The sequence below is a fragment of the Candidatus Venteria ishoeyi genome (genome assembly GCF_030378065.1).
In the GTDB taxonomy this organism is placed as follows: Bacteria; Pseudomonadota; Gammaproteobacteria; order Beggiatoales; family Beggiatoaceae; genus Venteria; species Venteria ishoeyi.
In genome coordinates, this window is the sequence record NZ_JAUCGJ010000033.1 from 31,734 (window position 1) to 54,005 (window position 22,272).

13 protein-coding genes are annotated in these 22,272 nt (G+C 46.1%); 3 read left to right on the plus strand and 10 right to left on the minus strand.

From position 1 onward, the window contains the following. Positions 1 to 132 precede the first annotated feature (132 nt). From QUF61_RS11950 to QUF61_RS11985, 8 genes are all read right to left on the minus strand, one after another. On the minus strand, positions 133 to 2,940 hold the full coding sequence (locus QUF61_RS11950) for an ATP-binding protein (protein ID WP_289681870.1): 2,808 nt from the start codon (positions 2,938 to 2,940) through the stop codon (positions 133 to 135). 71 nt (positions 2,941 to 3,011) lie between these two features. Continuing rightward, positions 3,012 to 6,578 carry an REP-associated tyrosine transposase gene (locus QUF61_RS11955; RefSeq protein WP_289681871.1) on the minus strand — a complete coding sequence of 1,189 codons (3,567 nt, stop codon included), beginning with the start codon at positions 6,576 to 6,578 and terminating at the stop codon, positions 3,012 to 3,014. Positions 6,579 to 6,607: 29 nt separating this feature from the next. After that, positions 6,608 to 7,240, minus strand: coding sequence for a retron Ec78 anti-phage system effector HNH endonuclease PtuB (gene ptuB, locus QUF61_RS11960; RefSeq protein ID WP_289681872.1), 633 nt, complete (start codon positions 7,238 to 7,240; stop codon positions 6,608 to 6,610). A gap of 9 nt (positions 7,241 to 7,249) precedes the next feature. Further along, the gene (locus tag QUF61_RS11965; RefSeq protein WP_289681874.1) at positions 7,250 to 8,683 is read right to left on the minus strand and encodes an AAA family ATPase; all 1,434 of its coding nucleotides are present in this window, start codon (positions 8,681 to 8,683) and stop codon (positions 7,250 to 7,252) included. Next, positions 8,680 to 12,219 (minus strand): helicase-related protein, encoded by a 3,540-nt coding sequence (locus tag QUF61_RS11970; protein WP_289681877.1) that lies wholly within the window; start codon positions 12,217 to 12,219, stop codon positions 8,680 to 8,682. The genes QUF61_RS11965 and QUF61_RS11970 overlap by 4 nt, the downstream gene beginning before the upstream one ends. A gap of 365 nt (positions 12,220 to 12,584) precedes the next feature. Then, a complete protein-coding gene (locus tag QUF61_RS11975) occupies positions 12,585 to 14,030 on the minus strand; it encodes a GAF domain-containing protein (protein ID WP_289681878.1) in 1,446 nt (481 codons plus the stop codon). A 4-nt stretch (positions 14,031 to 14,034) separates the two neighbouring features. Continuing rightward, on the minus strand, positions 14,035 to 15,132 hold the full coding sequence (locus QUF61_RS11980; protein WP_103920291.1) for an ABC transporter substrate-binding protein: 1,098 nt from the start codon (positions 15,130 to 15,132) through the stop codon (positions 14,035 to 14,037). Positions 15,133 to 15,173: 41 nt separating this feature from the next. Continuing rightward, positions 15,174 to 15,716 (minus strand): DUF3817 domain-containing protein, encoded by a 543-nt coding sequence (locus QUF61_RS11985; RefSeq protein ID WP_289681879.1) that lies wholly within the window; start codon positions 15,714 to 15,716, stop codon positions 15,174 to 15,176. A gap of 101 nt (positions 15,717 to 15,817) precedes the next feature. Here QUF61_RS11985 and QUF61_RS11990 point away from each other — a divergent pair, with 101 nt between their 5' ends. The 3 genes from QUF61_RS11990 (at position 15,818) to QUF61_RS12000 (ending at position 20,643) form a co-directional block, all read left to right on the plus strand. Then, complete coding sequence (locus QUF61_RS11990) at positions 15,818 to 16,177, plus strand: hypothetical protein (RefSeq protein WP_289681881.1); 360 nt, start codon at positions 15,818 to 15,820, stop codon at positions 16,175 to 16,177. A 65-nt stretch (positions 16,178 to 16,242) separates the two neighbouring features. Continuing rightward, positions 16,243 to 17,553 (plus strand): efflux RND transporter periplasmic adaptor subunit, encoded by a 1,311-nt coding sequence (locus QUF61_RS11995; protein WP_289681882.1) that lies wholly within the window; start codon positions 16,243 to 16,245, stop codon positions 17,551 to 17,553. Positions 17,554 to 17,565: 12 nt separating this feature from the next. Continuing rightward, positions 17,566 to 20,643: an efflux RND transporter permease subunit gene (locus QUF61_RS12000; RefSeq protein ID WP_289681883.1), complete on the plus strand. Its 3,078-nt coding sequence runs from the start codon at positions 17,566 to 17,568 to the stop codon at positions 20,641 to 20,643. Positions 20,644 to 20,801: 158 nt separating this feature from the next. On the opposite strand, the gene QUF61_RS12005 is transcribed toward QUF61_RS12000, so the two are convergent. Both QUF61_RS12005 and QUF61_RS12010 read right to left on the minus strand, forming a co-directional pair. Beyond that, complete coding sequence (locus tag QUF61_RS12005) at positions 20,802 to 21,251, minus strand: hypothetical protein (RefSeq protein ID WP_103920287.1); 450 nt, start codon at positions 21,249 to 21,251, stop codon at positions 20,802 to 20,804. Positions 21,252 to 21,286: 35 nt separating this feature from the next. Then, positions 21,287 to 22,180, minus strand: coding sequence for a hypothetical protein (locus tag QUF61_RS12010; RefSeq protein WP_289681885.1), 894 nt, complete (start codon positions 22,178 to 22,180; stop codon positions 21,287 to 21,289). Between the last annotated feature and the right edge of the window lie 92 nt (positions 22,181 to 22,272).

The window sequence follows — 22,272 nt, forward strand, 5'->3', positions numbered from 1 at the left end:
AGCAATTTCCGCTCCACTCAAAAAAGCTTAAATCAAATATACGTTATTTTTTTGTTCAATTTCAACTGAAGATGGGTTGCCCTCACTCCCAAGCACCAACTTGATTGAAACCAGTCTTTATGAACTGTACATTTACTCCCCTTCAAATTCAGACGATGTGAATTTCAACACATTGCAGTTTTCCTTAACAGTTCGCTGCAAACCCTCGTCAAAGCCGTCTTGACTCTTGGCTGTGATCTCAACGGAAATGCTCACATCAACGCCTGATTTAGCGGTGAACTGCTGAACAACTTCATCCACAATATCTACGAATTTCATTTTCGCGGTGAGTGAGTCCATATTAATCGTTCCGTAGAACTGTTTTTTTACAGCCTTCTTTTTGTTTTCTGGAGGGGAAACGGGGGGTTGAGGCGGCGTTACTGGATCATCCCCGTCATCCCCGTCATCCCCGTCATCCCCGGGGCTTGGAGGCGGTGGCACTGAAATCCTGGCTTTGTATGCAACCGCAGCTTCTCTTTCGATAAGCAATGCTGATTCATCCAGCATGACATGTCCACCATTACCAAACCTGAATCCCAAATATCGATCAGCATCTTTTCCTGAAGCAAAGCCAAAGAAATCTTCGCTCTCCAATGCCAATGCAATCGCGGTCTGGTAAACATGATCATGAGCCAAACGCGGGAGATACAGATAATGACAAGTGTCTTGATAGACCTTCAGTGCATTGACATCCTTAACATCCTCTTTGAAATACCATTGGCTCAATAGATTACGGAGGTGGATAGGCGACCATTCGCTAACCAGCCATTCTTCTTCCCGAAGTTTATTCTCAATCTCCTGAATGAGATTGGCGGCATTACTGGAAACAGTGACAGCTTCCCAGTCAATTTTCTGGTCTGTCGCTTGAAACTGATTTGGACACAGCAGCCATTTGTAAGTCTCGCGCACAATCTGTTGCAGGCTCTTTTCCGCACTATCGCAATTCTTCCTGGCAAGTTTAGCTTGAAAAGTATCCAGATTTATCTTGCCTTCCGATACATCAAATACGATTTCTTTCCAGGCCAGATAGGTTCTTGCGGCATCTTTCAATCGACTAACCACGTCGTAATCAGCCGCCAGGAACAAAAGGCGGTTTCTTTTTTGTCTTGCCTGCTCGCCGCGATATTGCAATATCGCCTCGGCAGCCTTTGTAGCCAAATGAGAATCCCCCTTGCTATAGCCTTGATCGGGCGCAAGTACAACCAATCTTGGGCCGGTTCCATAATCATCGGGCACATCATGGGAAGGGGTAAAAATATGGATACCTGCAAAAAGATGCCTGGAAGCAAATACCCGCTGCACCCGTTTTTTTAATTCGGGTAACAAACGTTCTTTGTATGGGATATTCTGTTTGCGGCTTTCCATCTCTCGACGCAGATTGGGCTTCGTATCAAGCCAGAATCGATCCTGATCTGAATAGAGATAGTGCAGGCGATCACGCAGCCGTTTGAGTACATCTTCAAATATACCCACGGTCTGCCCTGGTTGTACCGTCGCTAACAAAATACGCTCAAGCTGAACCCCCTTGACGATCTGATCACCAGCCGCAGCGGCGCTGCCGAGAAAAATGGCACGCATGGTACGATGCGCCGCCTGTACGCTACCAAAGCGGGTATCGTCACCATCAATGTTATGTGTCGCGGAGCGCGGGCCATCAACCTCCCTCTCTATGATGGGTTCCCAGCCCTGCGGCAAATAGTGAATACTCTTGTTGCGCACCACACTGTCACTCAGCGGGATAGACCCTGGCATAATCAGCGCATCCTGATTGTTATCATTCCACAGCCGATGAATAATCACCGCCATGTATTGCAACACTCCCCGCGTACGCTGAAACTTATCCAGTGTTGACCAGTCTTCATAGAGCCGGTCAAAAATCTCTGGATGGATGGGGTACGAGTTACAAAGGCGTTCAAAATAGGCATTGCTTTGCGTCTCTACCGGAAAACGCTCGGCATGTTGGCGGTAGAAGTCTGAGAACTGACGGCTGATGCCCTCCACCTGGGAACGCTCACCCGCCTGTTCAAAAAGCCGCCTGCGAACAATCTCGAAGGCTTCCTCGGCGGCGACCGGTTTCCAGATTGATTCCACCCGACCAAAATGCTTTTCCAGTGCCACTAAAGTCTTTTGACCAAAGGAATCTCCCACCTCGGCATCTGATTCCGGCAGTGATGCCAAAAGAATGGCATTAGGTACCGCCTTCATCGCCTCGGTAATTGCCTGCACAAAGGCCAGATTACTCTCATAGGTTCCCGCCTTAAACTGCTTGCCATTGGCAAGCTGGCTAAAGAATTTCTGTAATTCATCAATCAGCACAACACAAGGCGCTGCCTTTTGTAAGAGGTTTTTCAGTACATCCTTTCCAGGTGAGGTGCCATCCCGGTCGCTATCGGCAACCATCAGATAACCCTCGTCTCCCAGTAATTGCCAGGCCAATTCTCCCCAAAGTGTATTGGCTTGAATACTGCCATGATGCTGTGCCTGGCTTACCGACAAGTTAATTCCATCAAGCACCGCAATGTGCGCGCTTGGCAGTGCATGAATCTCTGCTTTATCCAATACCGGCGGGATGCCTTCGAGTTTGTCGGTACTGACTTTACGCGCAGCCAGATGCAATACCGCCAACATCGTATGGGTCTTGCCACCACCAAAGGCAGTCTGAAGCTGAATAACCGGGTCTCCGCCCTGTCCTGCCAAGCGTTGCGCGACCGACATCAACAACAAGCGCATGCCTTCGGTGATAAAGGTGCGGGAAAAAAACTTTTCGGCATCCTGATACTCAGGCGTTGCCTTACCCGTGGCAACCAGGGTAATATCTGCCGCAAACTCGGACTGTTTGAATGCACCTTTCCGCACATCCTTATGGGGTTTGGCGATTTCACGCCAGGGTTTTAAACTCATTATATTATCCTGTTACTGTCCACTTCATATTTATTTTTAAACTGCGCTAATCCACAAGCACAGGATGCCCGCTAAACATCCATGCCGAACTGTTCATTACGATGCCCTGTCTCATGCGAAGCGGCAACAATCGCGTGCCAGGCACCAATCAACTCATTATAGGCGCGGGCTTCATCTGCCCATTTTTTGCGCTCACACAGGGTATAAAGATGGTAGGCCAGTTGGCGGATAGATTCGCCTTTCTCCGACATAGCCGCCAACAGCGCACCGGCCTCGGATTCGCCTTGTTGATTCAGCACCCGAATCATCTGATGGCAAGCCTCCCATATCGGGGTACGGGTATCATTGCGAGGATCCCAATCAATCGGATATTCTGCCCACTTCAGCAGCCGTACCTTGCCGCCACCCGATTCAATCACCCCGGCATCCCGTACCCCATCAACAGACGTGCCCTTAGCCCGTGCCAAGGTATCAGCCTCGCCAAATTGACCTTCACTCCAGCCATATTGACTAAACCAGTCATCACAAAACAAAGTATCGGCATCGAAGTTGCCGCCGTCGGGATTGAGGTAGTCAGTGATGGCGCGGTTAATTAAAATCAGCGCATCGTGTACGCTCATGCTGCTGCCGTCTTGATTCAATACCGCTGCGTATTTGGAAAAAATCGCCATGCCAGGGCCAATGGCGGCCTGGGCTAAATCCACCGGGGCGATGGGCGCAGTGCCGGTTTCACCGCCGATCATGGCTTCCAGAGCTTCAGGCATTTGCTCGCGTAGTTGGCGTTGGAATTGGCGGCGGGGGGTGGAGTCGGCTTCTAATTTACGTTTTTGGCATATTAAAACGACGGAAGAGGCTAAGGCATTGGAGCCAATACCGATGGTTCTTGCCCCTCGTTCTGTTCTAATAGGCCAAGTACCTGTAATAGCAAAGCCTGATTTTATAACTGCTTCTAAAAATGTTTCCCAGCCTGTACTTGAAGTACTTCCCTCTTTGGTTTCAGACTGTTTAAAAGCGTAATAAATAGAAACGGGGAAGGCTGGGTGACCTTTTTTCGCCATATTGTTAATTGCTAAGGTCATACCTTCCAAAAAAAAAGTTTCAGCCTTTTCTTTGCTGCCGTGTCGATACGGGGTAGCAACTAACTCTTCTGCTTTAGGTACAGCCATCGTAGAAAACAAACTGGGATATATAACCTTTAACGAGCGACGCATCCATACATAAAAAAAATCAGAAAGGTCTGCGTAACCAATATTGTCATAGTATGGTGGATCAGTTGAAATTACTTTATTAATGGAAATATCTTGGGTTTGAGCATCATTTTGAACCGCTTGACCAGCGATATGAGAATTAAAATTACAAAGAACCTTAAATATCCCATTTATCGATACAACCAAATCACCAGCTGCATTTGCAAACGGGTTGGTTTCCGCATAATCCCACACCATAGGCAATGCTTGTCTTCCAAAAGTGGTTTTTAGTTGATCTCTCGTTGGACTCCATGCAACTAGAGAACTGTTGTAATCACCGAGTTTGTCACTTGCAAACCCCAAATAAACCGCTAACGCATCCCCATAAGCCGTTGCACCACAACCACCCTCAGCCAATGGAATGGAATCCGGGGTTTTTTGAGGGCGAGACGCCCTCGCTCCGTGATCCGTAGGAGCGAGGGCGTCTCGCCCTCCAGCCCAAGCACTACCAAACTGCCACGCTTCGGCATCTTCACACAACCCGGCTTTCACCGGATTCTGCTCGATATAAACCCTGGTTCGCTCAAAATGTTCCTCATTCCGCATTGCCCTGTCAAAATAGTCAGCCTGCCAAAAGCTACCCTTACGCCCCAGTACCTGGTTAGCCTGTTTGGCGCTGTAAGATTTCCACGAGTGAACCAGAGATGATAAAGAGTTACCGTGTAGTGGAGTGACCAGAACATGGACATGATTCGGCATAATCGTCCAACTGTGCAGGCGGTAGCGCTCACCGTCGAAATAGCGTAACGCATTCGCCACGATGGTGGCGATCTCCGATTGTTGTAAATAGCAGGCACCGTGACTTTGATCGAGTGCCTGATCAAAGCGTTGACGCTGCTTTGCAGCCTGTGTTGAGGCATGAGAAGGCTGAGTGACCGCTTGCCATTGGGCGAGCAGTGCTTGCGGTATACTGTCGGCGAGACGAAATACGATGTGCTGAGGATGCTCACCGGCTTCGTAATGTGGGAGTTTGGTGCGGTGATGGATTTTTTGAGGGCGAGACGCCCTCGCTCCATGATAGTCGGCAATGGCTTTTTTGCGGGCTTCCTGGACTAAATCGGAAAAGGTGGTTAAGGCGAGCAGTTGGCGCGGAGTGAAGAGATCGCTAGGAGTATTCAAGCCAAAATTTCGGCACCAAACATCACGAGGATTTGGTGACAGTTCGACTTGTAAACCGGATTTATCAGCTTCTGGAATATTTTGAGGTAACTGAGAATATTTTGCAGACAAATACACTCTACCTTTTTTGCCTTCGCAAACCACCGCGGTCTGATGGCTTCCCAATCCTACTTTATTGGCTTGCTCCGCAGTATAGTTTCTTGTTGTTACATGTCCACAATTTGCACATTCAAATATACCAGACACTCCTCTCTTAAATCCCTTTTTCTTGTCACCAAGATCATTATTAAATGTTCGCGTAACAAAAAACTCAAATTCTCCATTGTGATTTAGTAAATCTAAATATGCTTCCTTACCTTTTTTTGATGATAAAACGAATGAACTTAGCAATGGCATTTCACAACCGCAAGCTGGGTTCGGACATGTTACCGTTCGCGCCCACAACCAGGCAATCACGGTTAAAGCTTCCCCCGCATAGGGTGCTAAATCAGGTCGTTCAGCCACCATTTCATCGGTAATTTGTACCTTGGGGTATAAATGCCCAATGCGCTTAAACGCCTGTTCACGCATCCAATGCCCATAACGGCGCACATCTTCGGCTAAACCTTTAGCGCCCGACCAATCTTCAAAGCCATCTTTGGTGGCCCTTTTTTTGCTGGTTTTATCTGCTGCCGGTATGGGGCCAACGGGTACCTGGCCTGCAAACTTGGGTGGTATCTCGATCATGGCTTTGTTGATCATCACCGCCACCGGGTTTAAGTCACTGGCATAACTCTCCAGCCCTAAGCGTTGCGCTTCTAAGGGAATCGCGCCACCACCGGCAAAGGGGTCATGAAAGGCGGGTAATTTTTCCGGGTTAAACAGTTCTGCCGCTTGCGGGTGCTTGCGGTTTAAATCACAGGTTTCTCGCCAGCTCTCTTTGATGGCTGCACGGGCACGATTCAGCACCGTTTCGTTATTGGTATTTTCCCATTTCACCAGGTCACGGATAATCTGAAACAGCTTTTCGCGCTTGATTTCCGCTTCTTTTTTATTCACCCCGTATTTAAAGCCCTCGCCTTGCTGATAGCCGGGGTCATTGACCATTTGGGCAAATATCACCGCCCGCGCCGCCGCCAAAGGCCGACGCGCCCACCAAAGGTGTAAGGTGCTGGGGTGTCCGTGACGTATGGATTTTTCCCGCGCAGCGGCAGCGTTAATATCATCTAAGGGCAGTGCCACTTCAATGAGTTTTTTGGGGCTGAATATTTTAGCTTCCTTATTGGTTGTCATTTTATTCTCTAAGTTACTTTAATCATTGTTTACGCGGGAAGCAGCACATGCTTAATGGCTGTGCTAAAAGGTAGATTTTTAATACTGTCTAATTCGTCTTGCAGAAGGGGCAGCCAATCGGCTTCATCAAATTCGGCTGCCAGACTGGCAAGTTCTTCGGCTGTTTGCAGGTAGCCTTTTACTGCCGTTTCACGTATCTGACGCAACGAACCGTTTAAATGAAAAATACGAATAGTTTCTTGAGCACGATGCTTATCATTTGGATTGAGTCCTTTAGCGGGTGTAATACTACCATCGGGTAAGAACTCCAAAAACCTTTCCGGGTCTTCTTCATCCATTTTAATAAGGTCTTGATAGTTGTAAGGCGGTAGAGCATCTTTGTATTTACCACAACTATCTTGACGGTTACAAGAGCCAAAAATATTACGCCACAAAAACGTGCCTTGCGGGTAGCTACATCGCTGGCGGAGATGTTCTATGTGTGAATTCGCCCTATCAGTTTTAATTTCAGCTTCACAATAAGCGCAACGGTGTTGTTGCATCTCATCCAGCTTTAGCCAGATGTCACTTTTATGGTCATGACTTACACTACCCCAGTTATCTCTGCCATGTTGATATTGGCCTAAGCATGTTGGCGATCTAGGGCGATCTAATTTATGCATCGTTATTCCTTACTGGTTGCGCTTAGGTAGCTTGGCTTTCATGACTTGCAAGCGAATCAAACGCCCACATTCCAGCCATTCTTGATGAGATTCACCAAAGTGCTTAATAATTTTTTCTTTTAATGCTTCCCCTTGATCACTTTCATGTTCGCCTTGGGTGATAAGTTGTTTGTATTGGGTTAGCCAGTGTGCTTCTTCCACATCCGGGATTGGGTCAACTAATTGTAGCTCAGCCATAACATCTGCACTGGCTACGCCTCGGCTTTGTTTTAACGGCAGGTTTGCTGTTGAAATGATTTGCTCGGTATCGCTATTAAGCTCGTGTTGGATTATACGAATACTTTCTGATGGTACGGTTGAGAGCACTTGGGGGCTATGCGTCGTGACAATAAATTGAATCTCGGGGAAGGCTTGGCGCAGGGCAGCAATCACGGTTTGTTGCCATTGCGGGTGTAAATGCATATCGACTTCATCTATCAAGACCACGCCAGGGGAGGTTTTAGCCGCGTTTTCTTGTAAATGGGTATTGAGTAAAATGCAGCGATAGGCGATGTCCGCAATCATTGCCAGCATATTTTTAATGCCGTCACTGAGTTGCGAGATTTTCATAACCCCATACTTGGGATGTTTTAATACCAGCGATTTATCATATTTTTCGCCACCGTATTGCAAACTGTGCCAGCCAACAGGTGCTAGCACTTGGTTGACAGCCTCTTGCACGACTTTTATTGGCATTATTAAGGCTTCTGGCACTTCTATGTGCATAATACCGGTTTCCAGCAGTTGGTTAGTTTGGTAGTCCCGCACATCAAAATAGGCGGCGGTAAACCACTCTTCAAATTGCTTAAAGCTGGATGCAGGATCTAAACAATCACGGTAGGCAACGGTTCTTATCTGCTGATTGGTTGTTTCAGTCGTGCCTTTTTTACCATCGGTCAACCGTTTTTCTCGCCACAAGCGACCTGTGCCGTAATACCCGAAAACAGGCAGGGTTTGTGCTGGCTCACCTAAGTTTCTTATTGCTTTTTGAACACCTTTGGCGTAAGTCTTTAGTATTTTTGTGCCAGCATCATCTTTGGTTTGTGAGCGTTTGGTCTCGCTGTCACGATAGCGCTGCCAGGTGCTGTCGTTACTTGTCGCACAAATTGAGGCCGGGAGTTGGCGCGCCATTTTATCCAGTGCACCAAAGGTGTTTGATGTTTGTTGCACAGATTTAACGATGCTTACATCGTCAATCATGATGGTATTGGCAGGGTCAGCATAGGCAGGCTTGGCTAAATCAAATTGACTGACAAAAGGCCACAGAGCAATGCGAATGGCATCTAAAATGGCTGTTTTGCCCTCGCCGTTGTTGGCGACCAATACCGTGATATTGGCGTGGAGGTCTATCTCCAAGTGCTGATAGCAGCGAAAATTTTCCAGTGTTATTTTTTTTAATCTCATAAACTTTGTTCTGGCGCTATGGCTTTTGAAAGCAATGTCTTTAAGTCTAAATTTTTACTGGTTTCAGCCCAATCGGGTTCTTGTGTGAAAGGCTGCTTGATGTAATACGGCCCATCATAGGTTTCGCCATCGACAATCACCACCGCCAATATAAACTTATCAGACTGATTTAAGCCACAACTGATTTCATTACGACTGACAGTGATGATGCTTTGACCTTTGGCGCGTCCTTTTACCTCAATATGACGGTCGGGTTTGATAGTACCATTGCTGTTAGGGCGTGGTCTTGCCGTGACATCCCAGCCACATTTTTCTGCACCCACATCTTGTACTGCATGACCAAAACTTTGTTCGACTGCCATCACTGCATTCATCGCTACCCGCTCTATACGGGCTTTGGCCTTGGCATCAACAAAAAATGCCTGCTCACCTTTGCGCTGGGCTAATAGCCCTTGAGGTATGACCAAGGCCCCGGCAATCACCAGTGGCGTACTGGAGACCACGTTTTTTTGGGCGCTTAGTTCTGATTTTCTCTGTTCCAGGCGTGCAGTCAGTTCCTCTACACGACGACGTGCCATTTCCGGCTGCATACGTGGTTGTTTGCCCGCTTTTACTTCTTCTTTGAGCTTGATGTAATGGTCTTGCTGATGGTTAATTTCTTTCACCAGGCGTTCATTGACGGCATTGAGTATTTTATCAGTCTGTTGCTCACGCCGTGCTTTGACCTCGGCATAATGTTCTGGCACCAATTTTTGTGATGCATGATTAAGCGCCAATCCTTCGAGATCGTCACTTAGCCAGGGCGCATTGATAATGTCAGCGACTAACTTGTGGTCATAGTCATCTATTGCTTGTAGATCAAGGTGTGGTGCCCATCCGGCATTGCTGGCCTTAGCTTGTTCATCAATCTCGACAAATTGAGGACGGCGGGAGACGACCCGCGCCCCGGCGCTTGATTCCCGTACGCTATGGTCAATCATAAACAGTATTTTAGGGCTTGTGCCATCATCACTGGGGTCAACCAGTACCGCCCCTTGTTTGAGTTTTTGGCGGTGGGCCTGTAGCACCAAATCGGTTGTGGCATACATCAACGGATGGGCCGGGTGAATCAGGTCAGCCATGGGTTTGCCCTGCAAGTGGACATGTTGTTTTTCAAAGCAGATGCGTTCATATTTGCGCAGTACCGGTGTGCGGGTCTCGCCGATAATGCGATCCCGCTCACGAATAGCGGCAGGAACATGGCGTACTTCAAAACGCCCTGACTCGCGTGGTCGGGTTTCACCACCGAGGGTTTTAAATGCCTCGTTAAAAAAGGCGCGGATAAAGTAAGGTTGTAATTTGCGGGCTTCGGCCTTTTCCATCTCTTCTTTGATGCTATAGAGTTCCTCCAGCCCCATGTGTTGCTCGACCAGGGCATTGCGGCGCAAGACTTCCTTAAGGTGTTCTGTATTCAGTGCACCTTCAAGTTTTTGTTCCATCTTGGCTTTAGTGGCAGGGTCTTCACCATAACGGATGGCTTCAATCAACAGGTCTTTGAGTGAGATGTTATCAAAAGCTTCGCCCAATACATCAAACACCTTGCCACCCAGTGCAGCGCGTTCATTTTCAATCTTGTCAAACAGCTTGTTGAACACATCACCTTCGCGGGTCTCGTTGGCGACAATATTCCATAAATGACAAACTTCGGTTTGACCGATGCGGTGAATACGACCAAAACGCTGTTCCAGGCGATTGGGGTTCCAGGGGAGATCGTAGTTGACCATCAGATTGGCGTTTTGCAGGTTGACGCCTTCCCCTGCTGCATCAGTTGCAATGAGCACTACAACATCAGGGTCATTGCGAAACTCTTCCTGTATTTTGCGGCGCTCATCGCGGCTGGTGCCACCGTAGATGACGCGCACAGCAGAATCATTACCCAGCATACCGCTAATTTTTCCGAACAGATAATTCAGCGTATCTTTGTGTTCGGTAAAAATAATAAGCTTGCGGCGACTGCCGTTACTGGTGAACATTTCCGGCTTATCCTGCAACAGTGAGGAGAGTTCTTCCCATTTCTTATCATTGCCGGATTGTACGACGCTCAGTGCTTGATGCTCCAGATCCTTTAGAATCAGGATTTCAGTTTCCAGTTCTGGAATGGTCTGTGCGGCAGATGCTTGATCGACAACCTGTTCAGCATAAGTTTCGTACTCCTCGGCACTCAGCTCATCATCAAGATCATCAAGATTTTCTGGTAAATCAATACGTTTTTTGATGCTGTACTCACCAAGTGTTTCCGCGACCCCATCTTGTGGAATGGCTTGCCCCCGTGCTATTAGTTTGGTTTCGGCTAATCGGTCTTGCAGACGTTTACGACGACGCTTCAATGATTGGAAAATGGCCTCGGGGCTGGAGGCGAGCCGCCGTTGCAACATGGTGAGAGCAAAGCCAACGGTATTTTTCTTTTTACCATTGAGTTTATCGGCGCGATTCATTTCTTTACGCACATAGGTAGTGACTTGTTCGTAGAGCAATGCTTCCATCGGGGAGAGTTCATAGTTGGCGGTATAGGCACGTCGTTCCGGGAACAAGGGCGTACCGTCAAATTTGAGCAGTTCCTCCTTGACCATGCGACGCATCATGTCGGAAACATCCACCTTGTGAACACCATCGCGGTATTTACCGTAGAAGCGATCACCATCAAGTAAGGAGAGCCAAATCTGAAAGTCTGCTTCTTTACCGTTATGTGGCGTCGCAGTCATCAGCAGAAAGTGACGGCTGATAGCGCCTAATAATTCACCGAGCAAAAAGCGTTTGGTTTTATTGACCTTGTTGCCATAGTAGTTGGCTGAAAGTTTGTGGGCCTCGTCAACGATGATCAGATCCCATTCGGTGATTTTAAGTTTTTCCTGAAAATCTTCGCTTCTGGAGAGCTGATCCAGGCGGCAGATAAGTTGGTTTGACTCGTCGAAAAAGTTGCCGGAGGCGCATTGCTCTTGCTTCTCGCGGCTGAATATATCGAATTGAACCCCAAACTTTTCCAACATCTCGTCTTGCCACTGTTCAGTCAGTGAGCCGGGAGAGACAATAAGGATACGCTTGGCATCGGCCCTCATCAGCAGTTCACGAATCAGTAAACCGGCCATGATGGTTTTACCCGCGCCAGGATCATCAGCCAGGACAAATCGTAGCGGCTGCCTGGGCAACATGGCTTCATAGACTGCCGAGATTTGATGTGGGAGGGGGTCGATATTAGAGGTATGCACTGCCATCATCGGGTCAAACAGCGCCGCTTGCGTGATGCGGTAGGCTTCCAGTCCAAGCTTGAATTCAGCACCCGGTGCATCAAATGCCCAGGGTTTGCCTGCCTGAGCCAGTTCCAGACGCGATTCATCTGAGCGAATCAGCATCTGTTCAGCAACATTGCCTTGAGCATCTTTGTAATAGACCGTCAGAGTTGCATCACCTACCGGTCGAACTTGCACAATACATACAATTTCGTCAGCCTGTATGCCCCGGATTTGGGCATCTATCTTGATATCTTCAAGTTTCAGCATCCTTTCTTTCCCATACGCTATACTTGCGTTAGTCCTAACTTATTCTTCACTTAGGAGTGAGAATTTTATAACTTCAGCAACCTGGCTGGTCTTTTTCTCCATTTTCTGCGTTGTGAAAACAGTTACATAGCTTGCTATGCGCCTGTTTTCACGCCTTGAAAATGAATGAAAATCCTGCGCCCAGTTTCTGCATTTATTTCATCCTCACTCCTTAGGAGTGAGAATTTTATAACTTCAGAAATTGGGCTAGTACAGCGAACACTAAGTTCACATAATAACTTTGAGCGTAGGACTGGCAGTCCTTTAAGGACTGCCAGTCCTGAAGTTATTATTTATTTTTACCAGTTACTGTACTTATTTCATCCTCACGCCTTAACAGCTAATATGGTATAGATCGCAATCCCGATGACTGGTGCGGCCTGTTCAATGAATTTCAGGCTGCGTTCGCTTAAGGACTGGAGTGTTGCAATTTCCAATACGCCCTGTAGCTTATCTTCATGAAACAACGGCAGGAGAACGAGGCTGCACGGTTTGGTATTGATGATGCTGGATTGAATGGTCATATAACCATCCGGGATTTCTTCAACCATAATTGGTGTTTTACTCAGCGCGACCTCACCCGCCAAGCCTTCGCCTAAAGCAAATTGTTCCGGCATATCGGCGGGCAGCGCATACCCGGCTTCGCGCCATAAGCAATGCTGCCCGTTTTCAGTTTTGATAATATAAAATACACCGGCTTGTGCTTCCAGATATTTCGCCAGAAAATTAATGATATTGCCTGCCAGATCGTTAATGTTTTGAATGCCACGGGTGGTTTCATCTAATTTTGCCAAGCCGTTGTTAAACCATTCGCGTCTTTTATCGGCGGCTGTCATATCGCGCAATGTCATGGTCATATGGGCCAATGCCAGCCCCAGCTCATCATGCTCTGACAGTAGTTGCACCTCACCACTATAATTACCGGCGGCAATCGCATTAGCCTGGGTAATCGTGCGCTTCATCGCGTTTTTAAGTGATTGTGCGGAGCTGGTTAACTCGGCAATTTCATCGTGGCCCTTGTAGTTGATTTGTTTTGCCGTCAACTTGCCTTTAGCCAGCATTTTCAGTTCTTGATTAATCAGGCTCAACGGTTTTTGCATCAAAATCCGTAGTGAAACCCATAGTGCCAGCATCAGAATAATGAGCAATATCACAACACCAATAATCTGATTGAATACCACTGATTGCAGATTATGCCGGGAACGTTTGTAAAATGCCCGAATGTCACTCAAGGCCTCAGTACGTCGTTGGCGGATTTTAGCCACCAGCACACTGTCGGTATAATAGACTTTGATATTCCCTACCGTTTGTTCCATATGACCGACTTCCGCTTCTATCATCCTGGCTTGTTTCCAGGCTGGATTGTCTGGAAGCGTGGAGCCGGTAAGAATTTCCTCTTGTTTCCAGGCAGCGGCAAAGTCTTTCCCAAATTCATCAATCACCTTGACCGCCAGCACTTCAGGATAGGCAATAAAAGTTTCCAGGGCTTTGCGCATGTCATCTTCGTTGTAATTGAATAAATAGCCTGCCACGCTGCCTGAGAAAATACTGATATTGAAACGCAGGTTTGCAACCAGCGCTTTTTGTTCATCACGCGCTCGGGTTTCTAAAGTATGCGTGATTTTTTCCTGATATTCCTGGTGGTATATTTCAATCGTATCGGCCTGGTAATTGAGCAGTAGCAGTCCGCCTGTCAACAGCAACACGGAAACTACGCCGCAGGCGACAATAATGAGCTTGGTGGTGATACTCCAGTCGTATTTTTTTAACATGGGATTATTGCTTGCCGTGTCTGGCCTGACTCCACATGCGTTTAAAGCCGTTTTGCTCGCGTCTGGGCAGGACTTTCCATAAAATCAGATTTTTTTTGAAGTAATCCGGCTCATCCAGGTGAAATTGTTTAATCTCTTTGGCTGTCAGCAGGTTTTTGGTTGATTGATTGACTGGAAATTGTGCAATATTACGCACGTAGCCGGTTTGTATTTCCGGACTGATAGAAAAGTTAATCCATTCTTCAGCAATGCGTTTCAGCTTGGGTTTATCTTTTAAGGAATAACCAATCATCCAGTTATCCACCCACCCCGTCGTACCTTCCTTGGGCCAGGCCATTTTCCAGGTTTCTCCGCGTTGCGCCAGTTCTGGAATGGCAAATCCCCAGCCAGTGGCAAACGCCAGTCCTTGCAGCGTGTCAGCGGAATCCACCCCGACCCAGAATGATTTGGCATTTTGCGCCAGTTGTTCCAGACGTGGCATAAAATCAGCATTGTTTCTCAGTGTGTTGTAATTGAAAATCTGTTCACGCTCTAAACCCAGCGCCAGTCCGCTAAAATAGATATTGGCTTCGTGATAGTCTTTACTGATCGCGTATTGACCTGCGTACTGTGGATCCCAGAAAATATTCCAGCTTTGCGGTGGTGTTTTAATCAGCGCCGTATTGTACATCAGGCCGTAAGGCCCATAGACAATGGGTACGCCATAGACTTGCCCCTGCTCGGTAATGTAGTCAGCCTGTTGCAGTTCCTGAATAATATGCTTGTAATTGGGAATATTTTCCAAGTCTATCGGCAGAACGAATTGCCCCTTAATAAACTGCCAGCGTGGAGATTTGGGAATATTATGCGCCGGACTGATGAGGTCTGTTTTTCTTTGCCGCACCAGGGTGAAAAATTCCTGAGGATCGGAAACACCCGTCACTGTCACCCGCAAGTCCATGCCATATTTGGCTTTGACTAATTGTTCAAATTTCTGGGTATATTCTGATGCTGCATAACCTTCCCAACATAAAATCCGCAGTTCTTCTGCCTGCGTGATTTCGATTGTCAGGCCAAACATGATAGTGGCCCATAAGTAGCGCCAGTAAAATTGTCTAAGCATGATTTTTCTCCCGTCAGTTTTATCTATAGTCGTATAGTTTCTCAGGCATAATTTTTTAGTTTACGATCAATTACAAAAGGTGCAAACGGTATTACGGATGCCAGTATGCCTAACAAAGTCGTACCAATAGGCAAGGGCACAGTAAATTTTCCGGCGATTAAATACACCAGATACAGTACAAATAAAATGCCATGTATGGAACCCACCACAAATACTGCCATAGAAAAATCTGCAAAGTATTTTAAGGGCATGGCAACGCCTAACAACAACAAAAAAGAAATCCCTTCACAAACCGCTAAAAAACGAATTTTAGTCAGCATGGAAGGATGTTGATGAGCAGTATCTTTTGCAATTGTCTGGGGTTCTGATTGGACTTCGGATTGGTTTTCGGATTGGTTTTCCACTTGGGCTTTTTCCTGTGCTTGTTGTTGCAGTTTTTTATCATAAGCTGTACGTTTTTCTACATTAGCCAAAACGGCCAGCGCGGTTTTCAGTTTTTGATTTTCCTGCTTGGCGGCATTGATGATGTCTTCACGCGAAGCTTGCGGGGAAATGCCGAGTAATTCATAATAATTTTTTTGCATAACTGTCACTGATGTCGTGATGAGAAACAAGGATTTATCTGTATTATATTGTAATGAATGCAGATGGCTATCATTTTCGTGTAATATAGCGCAATATGAAAATGACTTTCATTTCCAACAAAGCGACGCTGGTTTATCTGATACTGTGGGCATTTTTGCTACAAAGTATTGCCAGCGCCTGCTTGTCGTATCAAGCTGTTGAAAGATTTGATTCGCAGCATGTGCATACGCCAAGTCAGTTGTTACATGATAAAAATATAGATTTGCAGCAGGCAACGCATGAACATGAGTGCCTGGATTGTGGCTTTTGTTATGCTTCGCATTTATATGGCAATTTAACTGCCAGCGATTTGTTATTGTCTATTGATAGTCGCACGCAACAACTTATGCATTATCAGCCACAGCTTTTCAGTATTGTTTTAGCCCCTCCGCAACGTCCTCCCCGCGTATCAAAAACCTGATTTAACTTTTTCAGCGGCACAATTGCCGACCGTTATTTTAATAACTGAAAAACGCAGGAGTACTGATGCGTCCTTTTATCCTATTGTTTTGTTTAGGGCTAAGCCCCTTATTATTGGCTGAATCACAGCCAGCTAATCCACCCGCACAAACTTCCAGCGACCCTGCTGCGCACAAAGACCACAAAGACCACAAAGACCACAAAGACCACAAAGACCATGAAGACCATGAAGACCATGAAGACCATGAAGACCATGAAGACCATGAAGACCATGAAGACCATGAAGACCATGATGATGCAGGTTTAAGCTTATTAAATGCCCAACAACGCGCAGAATTAGGTATTGAATACCAACAAGCCCAGGCTGGCATGTTGTCTCAGTATTTAGAACTCAATGGAGAAACCCGCTTAAACATGCACAAAACCTTACACGTTATTCCCCCGGTTTCCGGTTTGGTGCGTGAGGTTTATAAACGCCTGGGCGACAAGGTGAAAACGGGTGACGTGTTAGCCTTATTGGAAAGCCGGGAATTGGCGGATGCCAAATCAGATTATCTGGCAAGCAGGGCGCAACTGGCATTAGTCCAGGATGATTTTCAGCGTAAAAAACAATTAGTGAAAAAACAAGCCATCGCTGAACAACAATTATTTGCCATCAAACAAAGTCTGGCGGAAATCCGGGTACGTCATCAAAGCGCAAAACGCAAACTGTATGCTTTAGGCTTGAGCAAAAAAAATTTACACTCCCTGAATAAACAAACAGATCGGCAATTAACCCATTATCCCTTGCTTGCCCCCGGCAATGGCATCATTGTGGAAAAACATATCACTTTAGGCGAGGTGTTTAAGGATGAGTCACGCAGCGATGTTTCCCGCACCTTTGTGATTTCTGATTTATCACAGCTCTGGGTGGATTTCAGCGTCTACCCACAAGACTTGCCGCAATTAAAACCTGGACAGACGCTGTTGCTGACGGCAGAGAATGGTTTACCAGCCAGTCGCGCAGAGATCATCTATATTTCCCCCTTAATTGATCGCAAAACCCGCACGGCATTGGTGCGAGCGCGTTTACCTAATCCTCAGGGACGCTGGCAGGCAGGCTTGTTTGTCACGGGACAGGTGGCAACCCGGCAGATTGAAGCCAATGTGCTTGTGCCTTTAAGTGCTTTGATTAAGCTGGGGCAAACCGAGGCGGTTTTTGTTGTGGAAGCTGGGCATTATGAATTACGTGAAGTGACGACCGGTTTTCGGGATCAAAAACAGGTGGCAATCAGCACGGGCTTAAAAAATGGCGAGACCTATGTCAGCCAGGGTGGTTTTATCCTTAAAGCAGAGTCGGACAAGGCATCTTTTGCCCATGCCGGACACGCACATTAGGAGCCAACAAACATGATCACCTTAATTTTACGCTATCGCCTGTTGGTCTTGAGCCTGGGCCTATTATTCATGGCTGCCGGTTGGTATGCCTATCAACAATTACCCCTGGATGCCTTTCCTGATGTTTCGCCGAATCTGGTACAGGTGTTTACTGTCACCGATGGTCTGGCTCCAGAAGAAATTGAAAAGTATGTGACTTATCCTTTGGAAACTGCGATGAACGGCTTACCGGGGGTGAGTAAAATCCGTTCAGTCTCCAATTTTGGTTTGTCCGTGGTGAATGTGTATTTTGACGATGGGGTGAACCTGTATTTTGCCCGGCAACTGGTCAATGAACGCTTGCAAGAAGCCCGTGAACGTATCCCGGAAAGCTTTGGCACGCCAGAACTTGGGCCTATTGCCACAGGCATGGGACTGGTATTGTTTTATTATCTGGCGGATCACAGCGGTCAACGGGAACTCATTGAACTGCGCAGCCTGCATGATCGTTTAATCAAATATCCCCTGCAAACCGTACCCGGTGTCACGGAAGTGCTGGGCATAGGCGGGCATGTCAAACAATATCAGGTCATTGTCAATCCTCAGGCTTTATTACGCTACCAGTTACGCTTGCCAGCATTGCTGGAAAAAATTGCCGCTAATAATCTCAATGTTGGCGCGCAGTTTATTGAACGTAATGACGAAGAACTGGTGATACGTGCCATTGGTTTGGTGGAAGGGGTGAAAGATTTACGCCGTATCGTGGTTGCCACGGAAAACGGCACCCCGGTGTATTTACATCAGGTGGCAGATATTCGCATCGGTGGAGAAATCCGGCGCGGCCTGCAATCCCGCAATGGCAGCGAGGAAGTGGTGGCGGGCATGGTGGTCAAGTTATTTGGCAGCAATGCCTCTACGGTGATTGCCAGTGTTGAAAATAAAATTGCAAAGCTGAATCAAAGCCTGCCGGAAGGTTTGGAAATCATTCCTTATTATGAACAAAAATCCTTAGTGGAAGCCAGCGTCAATACTGTCACCCAGGCTTTATTACAGGGTTTACTCTTGATTTTGCTGGTGTTGGTGCTGTTTCTTGGTAGTCTGCGCGGTGCCCTGGTGGTTGCCCTTGCCCTGCCGTTTTCCTTATTGTTCGCCTTACTGGGCATGTATTATTTTGATTTATCAATTAATTTGATGTCTTTTGGCGGTTTAGCCATAGCCATAGGCATGTTGGTTGATAGCAGTATCGTCATGGTGGAAAACATCAACCGCCATTTGCGTAAAAATATTGTTTTATCGCGTAAAGAAGCCGTGTTGCACGCAGCGCGTGAAGTGCTGAAACCGATTATTTTTGCCCTGTTGATTATCATTTTGGTATTTTTACCGCTGCTCACCTTACAAGGCGTGGAAGGCAAAACCTTTCGTCCTTTGGCTTATAGCGTGGCCCTGGCTCTGGCGGGTGCTTTGGTTTTCACCTTATTCCTGTTGCCGGGATTAAGCAGCCTGCTTATGAAACGCCCCAAAAAAATTGGTGAAAGCTGGCTGATACGTGGTTTATTACACGCCTATCGCCCAATTGCCGCGCTTTTTATCCATTGGCGCAGTCTGGCCTTGATGCTTGCCATGAGCCTGCTGATAGTCGGGGCCTTGATTTTCCCGCGTTTAGGCGCGGAATTCACTCCCACCTTACAGGAAGGCACGCTGATGATTCGCCTCACCATGGCTCCTTCCATTTCCCTGCCTGCCAGTAAACGACTGACCCAGGTGGTTGAACGTCGTTTGCTGAAAATTCAGGAAATTCGGGAAGTGGTCAGCCGCATCGGGCGTGGCGAAGTAGGGGCGCACGCCGACCCGGTCAATAGCGCGGAAATGTATGTGTTGCTGCATCCACGCGAACAATGGCGCGTGTCACGGCAAACTGAACTACAAAACCTGATACGCCAGGAACTCGGTGAAGTCACCGGAGTGATGCTCAATTTCACCCAGCCCATTGCCGCTACCATTGACGAATTATTGGAAGGTGTGCGCGCGCAACTGGCGGTTAAATTATTTGGTGATGATTTAGCCGTATTAAAAACCCAGGCCGACAGCATTGCCGCAGTATTACAGGAAGTACCGGGGGCGGCGGATGTGCAGGTCGATCAAGTGATTGGCGCGCCGCAACTGCTGATAAAAATCAAACGTGATGCGGTGGCGCGTTATGGGTTTAATATTGCCGATGTACAACAAGTTGTGCAGGCAGCGGTGGGTGGTGCTGTGGCTGGACAGGTGTTTGAAGGCACGCTGAGCTATGATATTTTACTGCGTTACCCGGCTGGCGAGCGTTCCGATGCCGGAGCCATCGGGCGTATTGCCGTCAGCGCTGAAAATGGTTTGCGCGTACCCTTATCGCAACTGACCGACATCCAGGAAATCATCGGCCCACGCCAGATAACCCGGGAAAATACCCAGCGTTTTATCACCATACAATGTAACGTCACCGGGCGCGACATTGGCTCTTTTGTAAAGCAGGCGCAGCAAAGCATCGCCCGGCAGGTATCACTGCCGCCGGGTTATTTAGTGACCTGGGGCGGACAATACCGTTTGCAACAGGAAGCCAACCAACGTCTGCTGTGGGTGATTCCCATCACCTTATTGCTGGTATTTTTGCTGTTATATACCCACTTCAATCGACTCAGTGACACCATACTGATTTTATTGAATATTCCATTGGCCTTAGCGGGGGGCGTTGTGGCCCTATGGCTGGCGGAGGAAAATCTATCCGTCCCCGCCTCGGTTGGTTTTATCGCCTTATTTGGTATAGCCCTGGGCAATGGCATGGTACTCATCAGCAGTATGCGCGATCATCTTGGACAGGGACTTGCCGTCAAGGTCGCCGCGCTGGAAGCCGCCTGTCTGCGCTTGCGCCCGGTATTAATGACAGCACTGACCACAGCCTTAGGTTTATTGCCTTTGTTATACGCTGACGGTACGGGCAGTGAAGTACAGCGGCCTTTGGCATTGGTGGTGATGGGGGGATTGGTCAGCTCAACCCTGGTGACATTGTTGATTATTCCCAGTTTGTATAGCTTTTTGGGCACAAGACTTCGGGCAGTAACGGGTAAAAATAAATAATAACTTCAGGACTGCCAGTCCTACGCTCAAAGTTATTATGTAAAATTAGTGTTCGCTGTACAGCGCCCCTTTAATTCCATGATCGAACTTCTTCAAGTTTGGTGAATATCGATGAGGATAGCTTGTTGAGGGAACACGGTTATTATTTATCAGTAGTCTTATGAACCAACAATTAATTTAACAATTTTTGGTACGATCTTAGCGGCAGTGGGAAGTACGCCCATAATCGCTTTTGCCGCTTCCAATAAACCAGTTGATGTTACTTTTAGTAAACTTTGTTTGGGTTTATCTTTGGCAGCTTCTTCTAATAAGCTTTCAGTCAGTTCAGAAATTTCTTGCGCTTGCTTCTGTTGTGTCTTAGAAAGATTTTGTAACTCAGTAGTTAACTGTGCAACTAATTCTTCAAGCTCAGACTTGCTACTATCATTTACATCTAAATTTCCAATATTCTGTGTGTCGATTTGGATATTAGCATTATCACCAGTATTAGCCACACCAACATTCCCACCACTGATATTAATAGAATTATTACTATTTTTTTGGTGGAAATCACCTTCTATATTATATTGGCGTCCAACTTTTTGATTGTTTTGAATAAAAGTTGCCATATCTTGCTCCTTTTTTAAATTATAGGATGGTATTATTAATTTAGAGAATCTATTAACTTTACCAGCGTTGATTCAGGGTTAACTCTTCTTATTCTATTTAGATATTTATAAAATAGACTTATATTACCTTTTTCAATAGAGAAATTTGCAAGTCTTATGTATTCATTTTCTATTTTTAATATTCCTTCTCTAGCAGCAGCATTCCCACTATCCATATAATCAACTTTCTTGTAGCAGTCCAGTGCTGCTCCATTCCTACCTGTAGTCCATTCTTTTTTTAACATATGTTCTTTACATTTTTTTATCAAATTAAATATAATTTGTTTTTTTATTGAGTCATATTTAATTTTCTCACTATCTACCTGAGTAGATTTTTCTTTTTCCTCATTTTCTGGTTTCGTTTTTTTAAATTCTGGAATCTCTAAAGCCTTTGGTTTTTTTAATTCTTCAGGTGTTTTTAATATTCCTAATATAGCAGGTGCATTTATTATGTTTGTATCTTTAAGAACTCCCAACTTGTTAATGCTCTGGCTATCTATCTCTAATATTTCTGAAGTCTCGCCCCCTTTAGGTGATTCCTGACTGCTAGCCTGAAGTTCAATATTTGGGCTAATAAAATTAAAAATTAAGTATATGCTAAATATAAAATATGGAATAAATATTAACACAAAAATTATAAAAAAATTAAATGTTTTAAATATTTTAATTGAAATTTCGAGCTTGTTTTTTAACTGCTTAATCTCAAGGTTGTCTGAGTTATTTAGATCATCTAAAAACAGAGAAACTGCTTTATTATTTTTATTACAGTCTTTTAGTATATGTTTTGTAAAGTTTTTATCTTTATTGAAATCATGTTCAGTAAAGATATTAACTAATTTCAATGCATACTGAAGATATATTAATTTAATATTAAATAGGAAGTCAGTCAATTTTATCTCCAGAATTATAACTTGACTTTAATATTTCATATAAAAATATTTTTGAATTTTCTGAAATATCTGAAACTAACGATGTTTTTAAT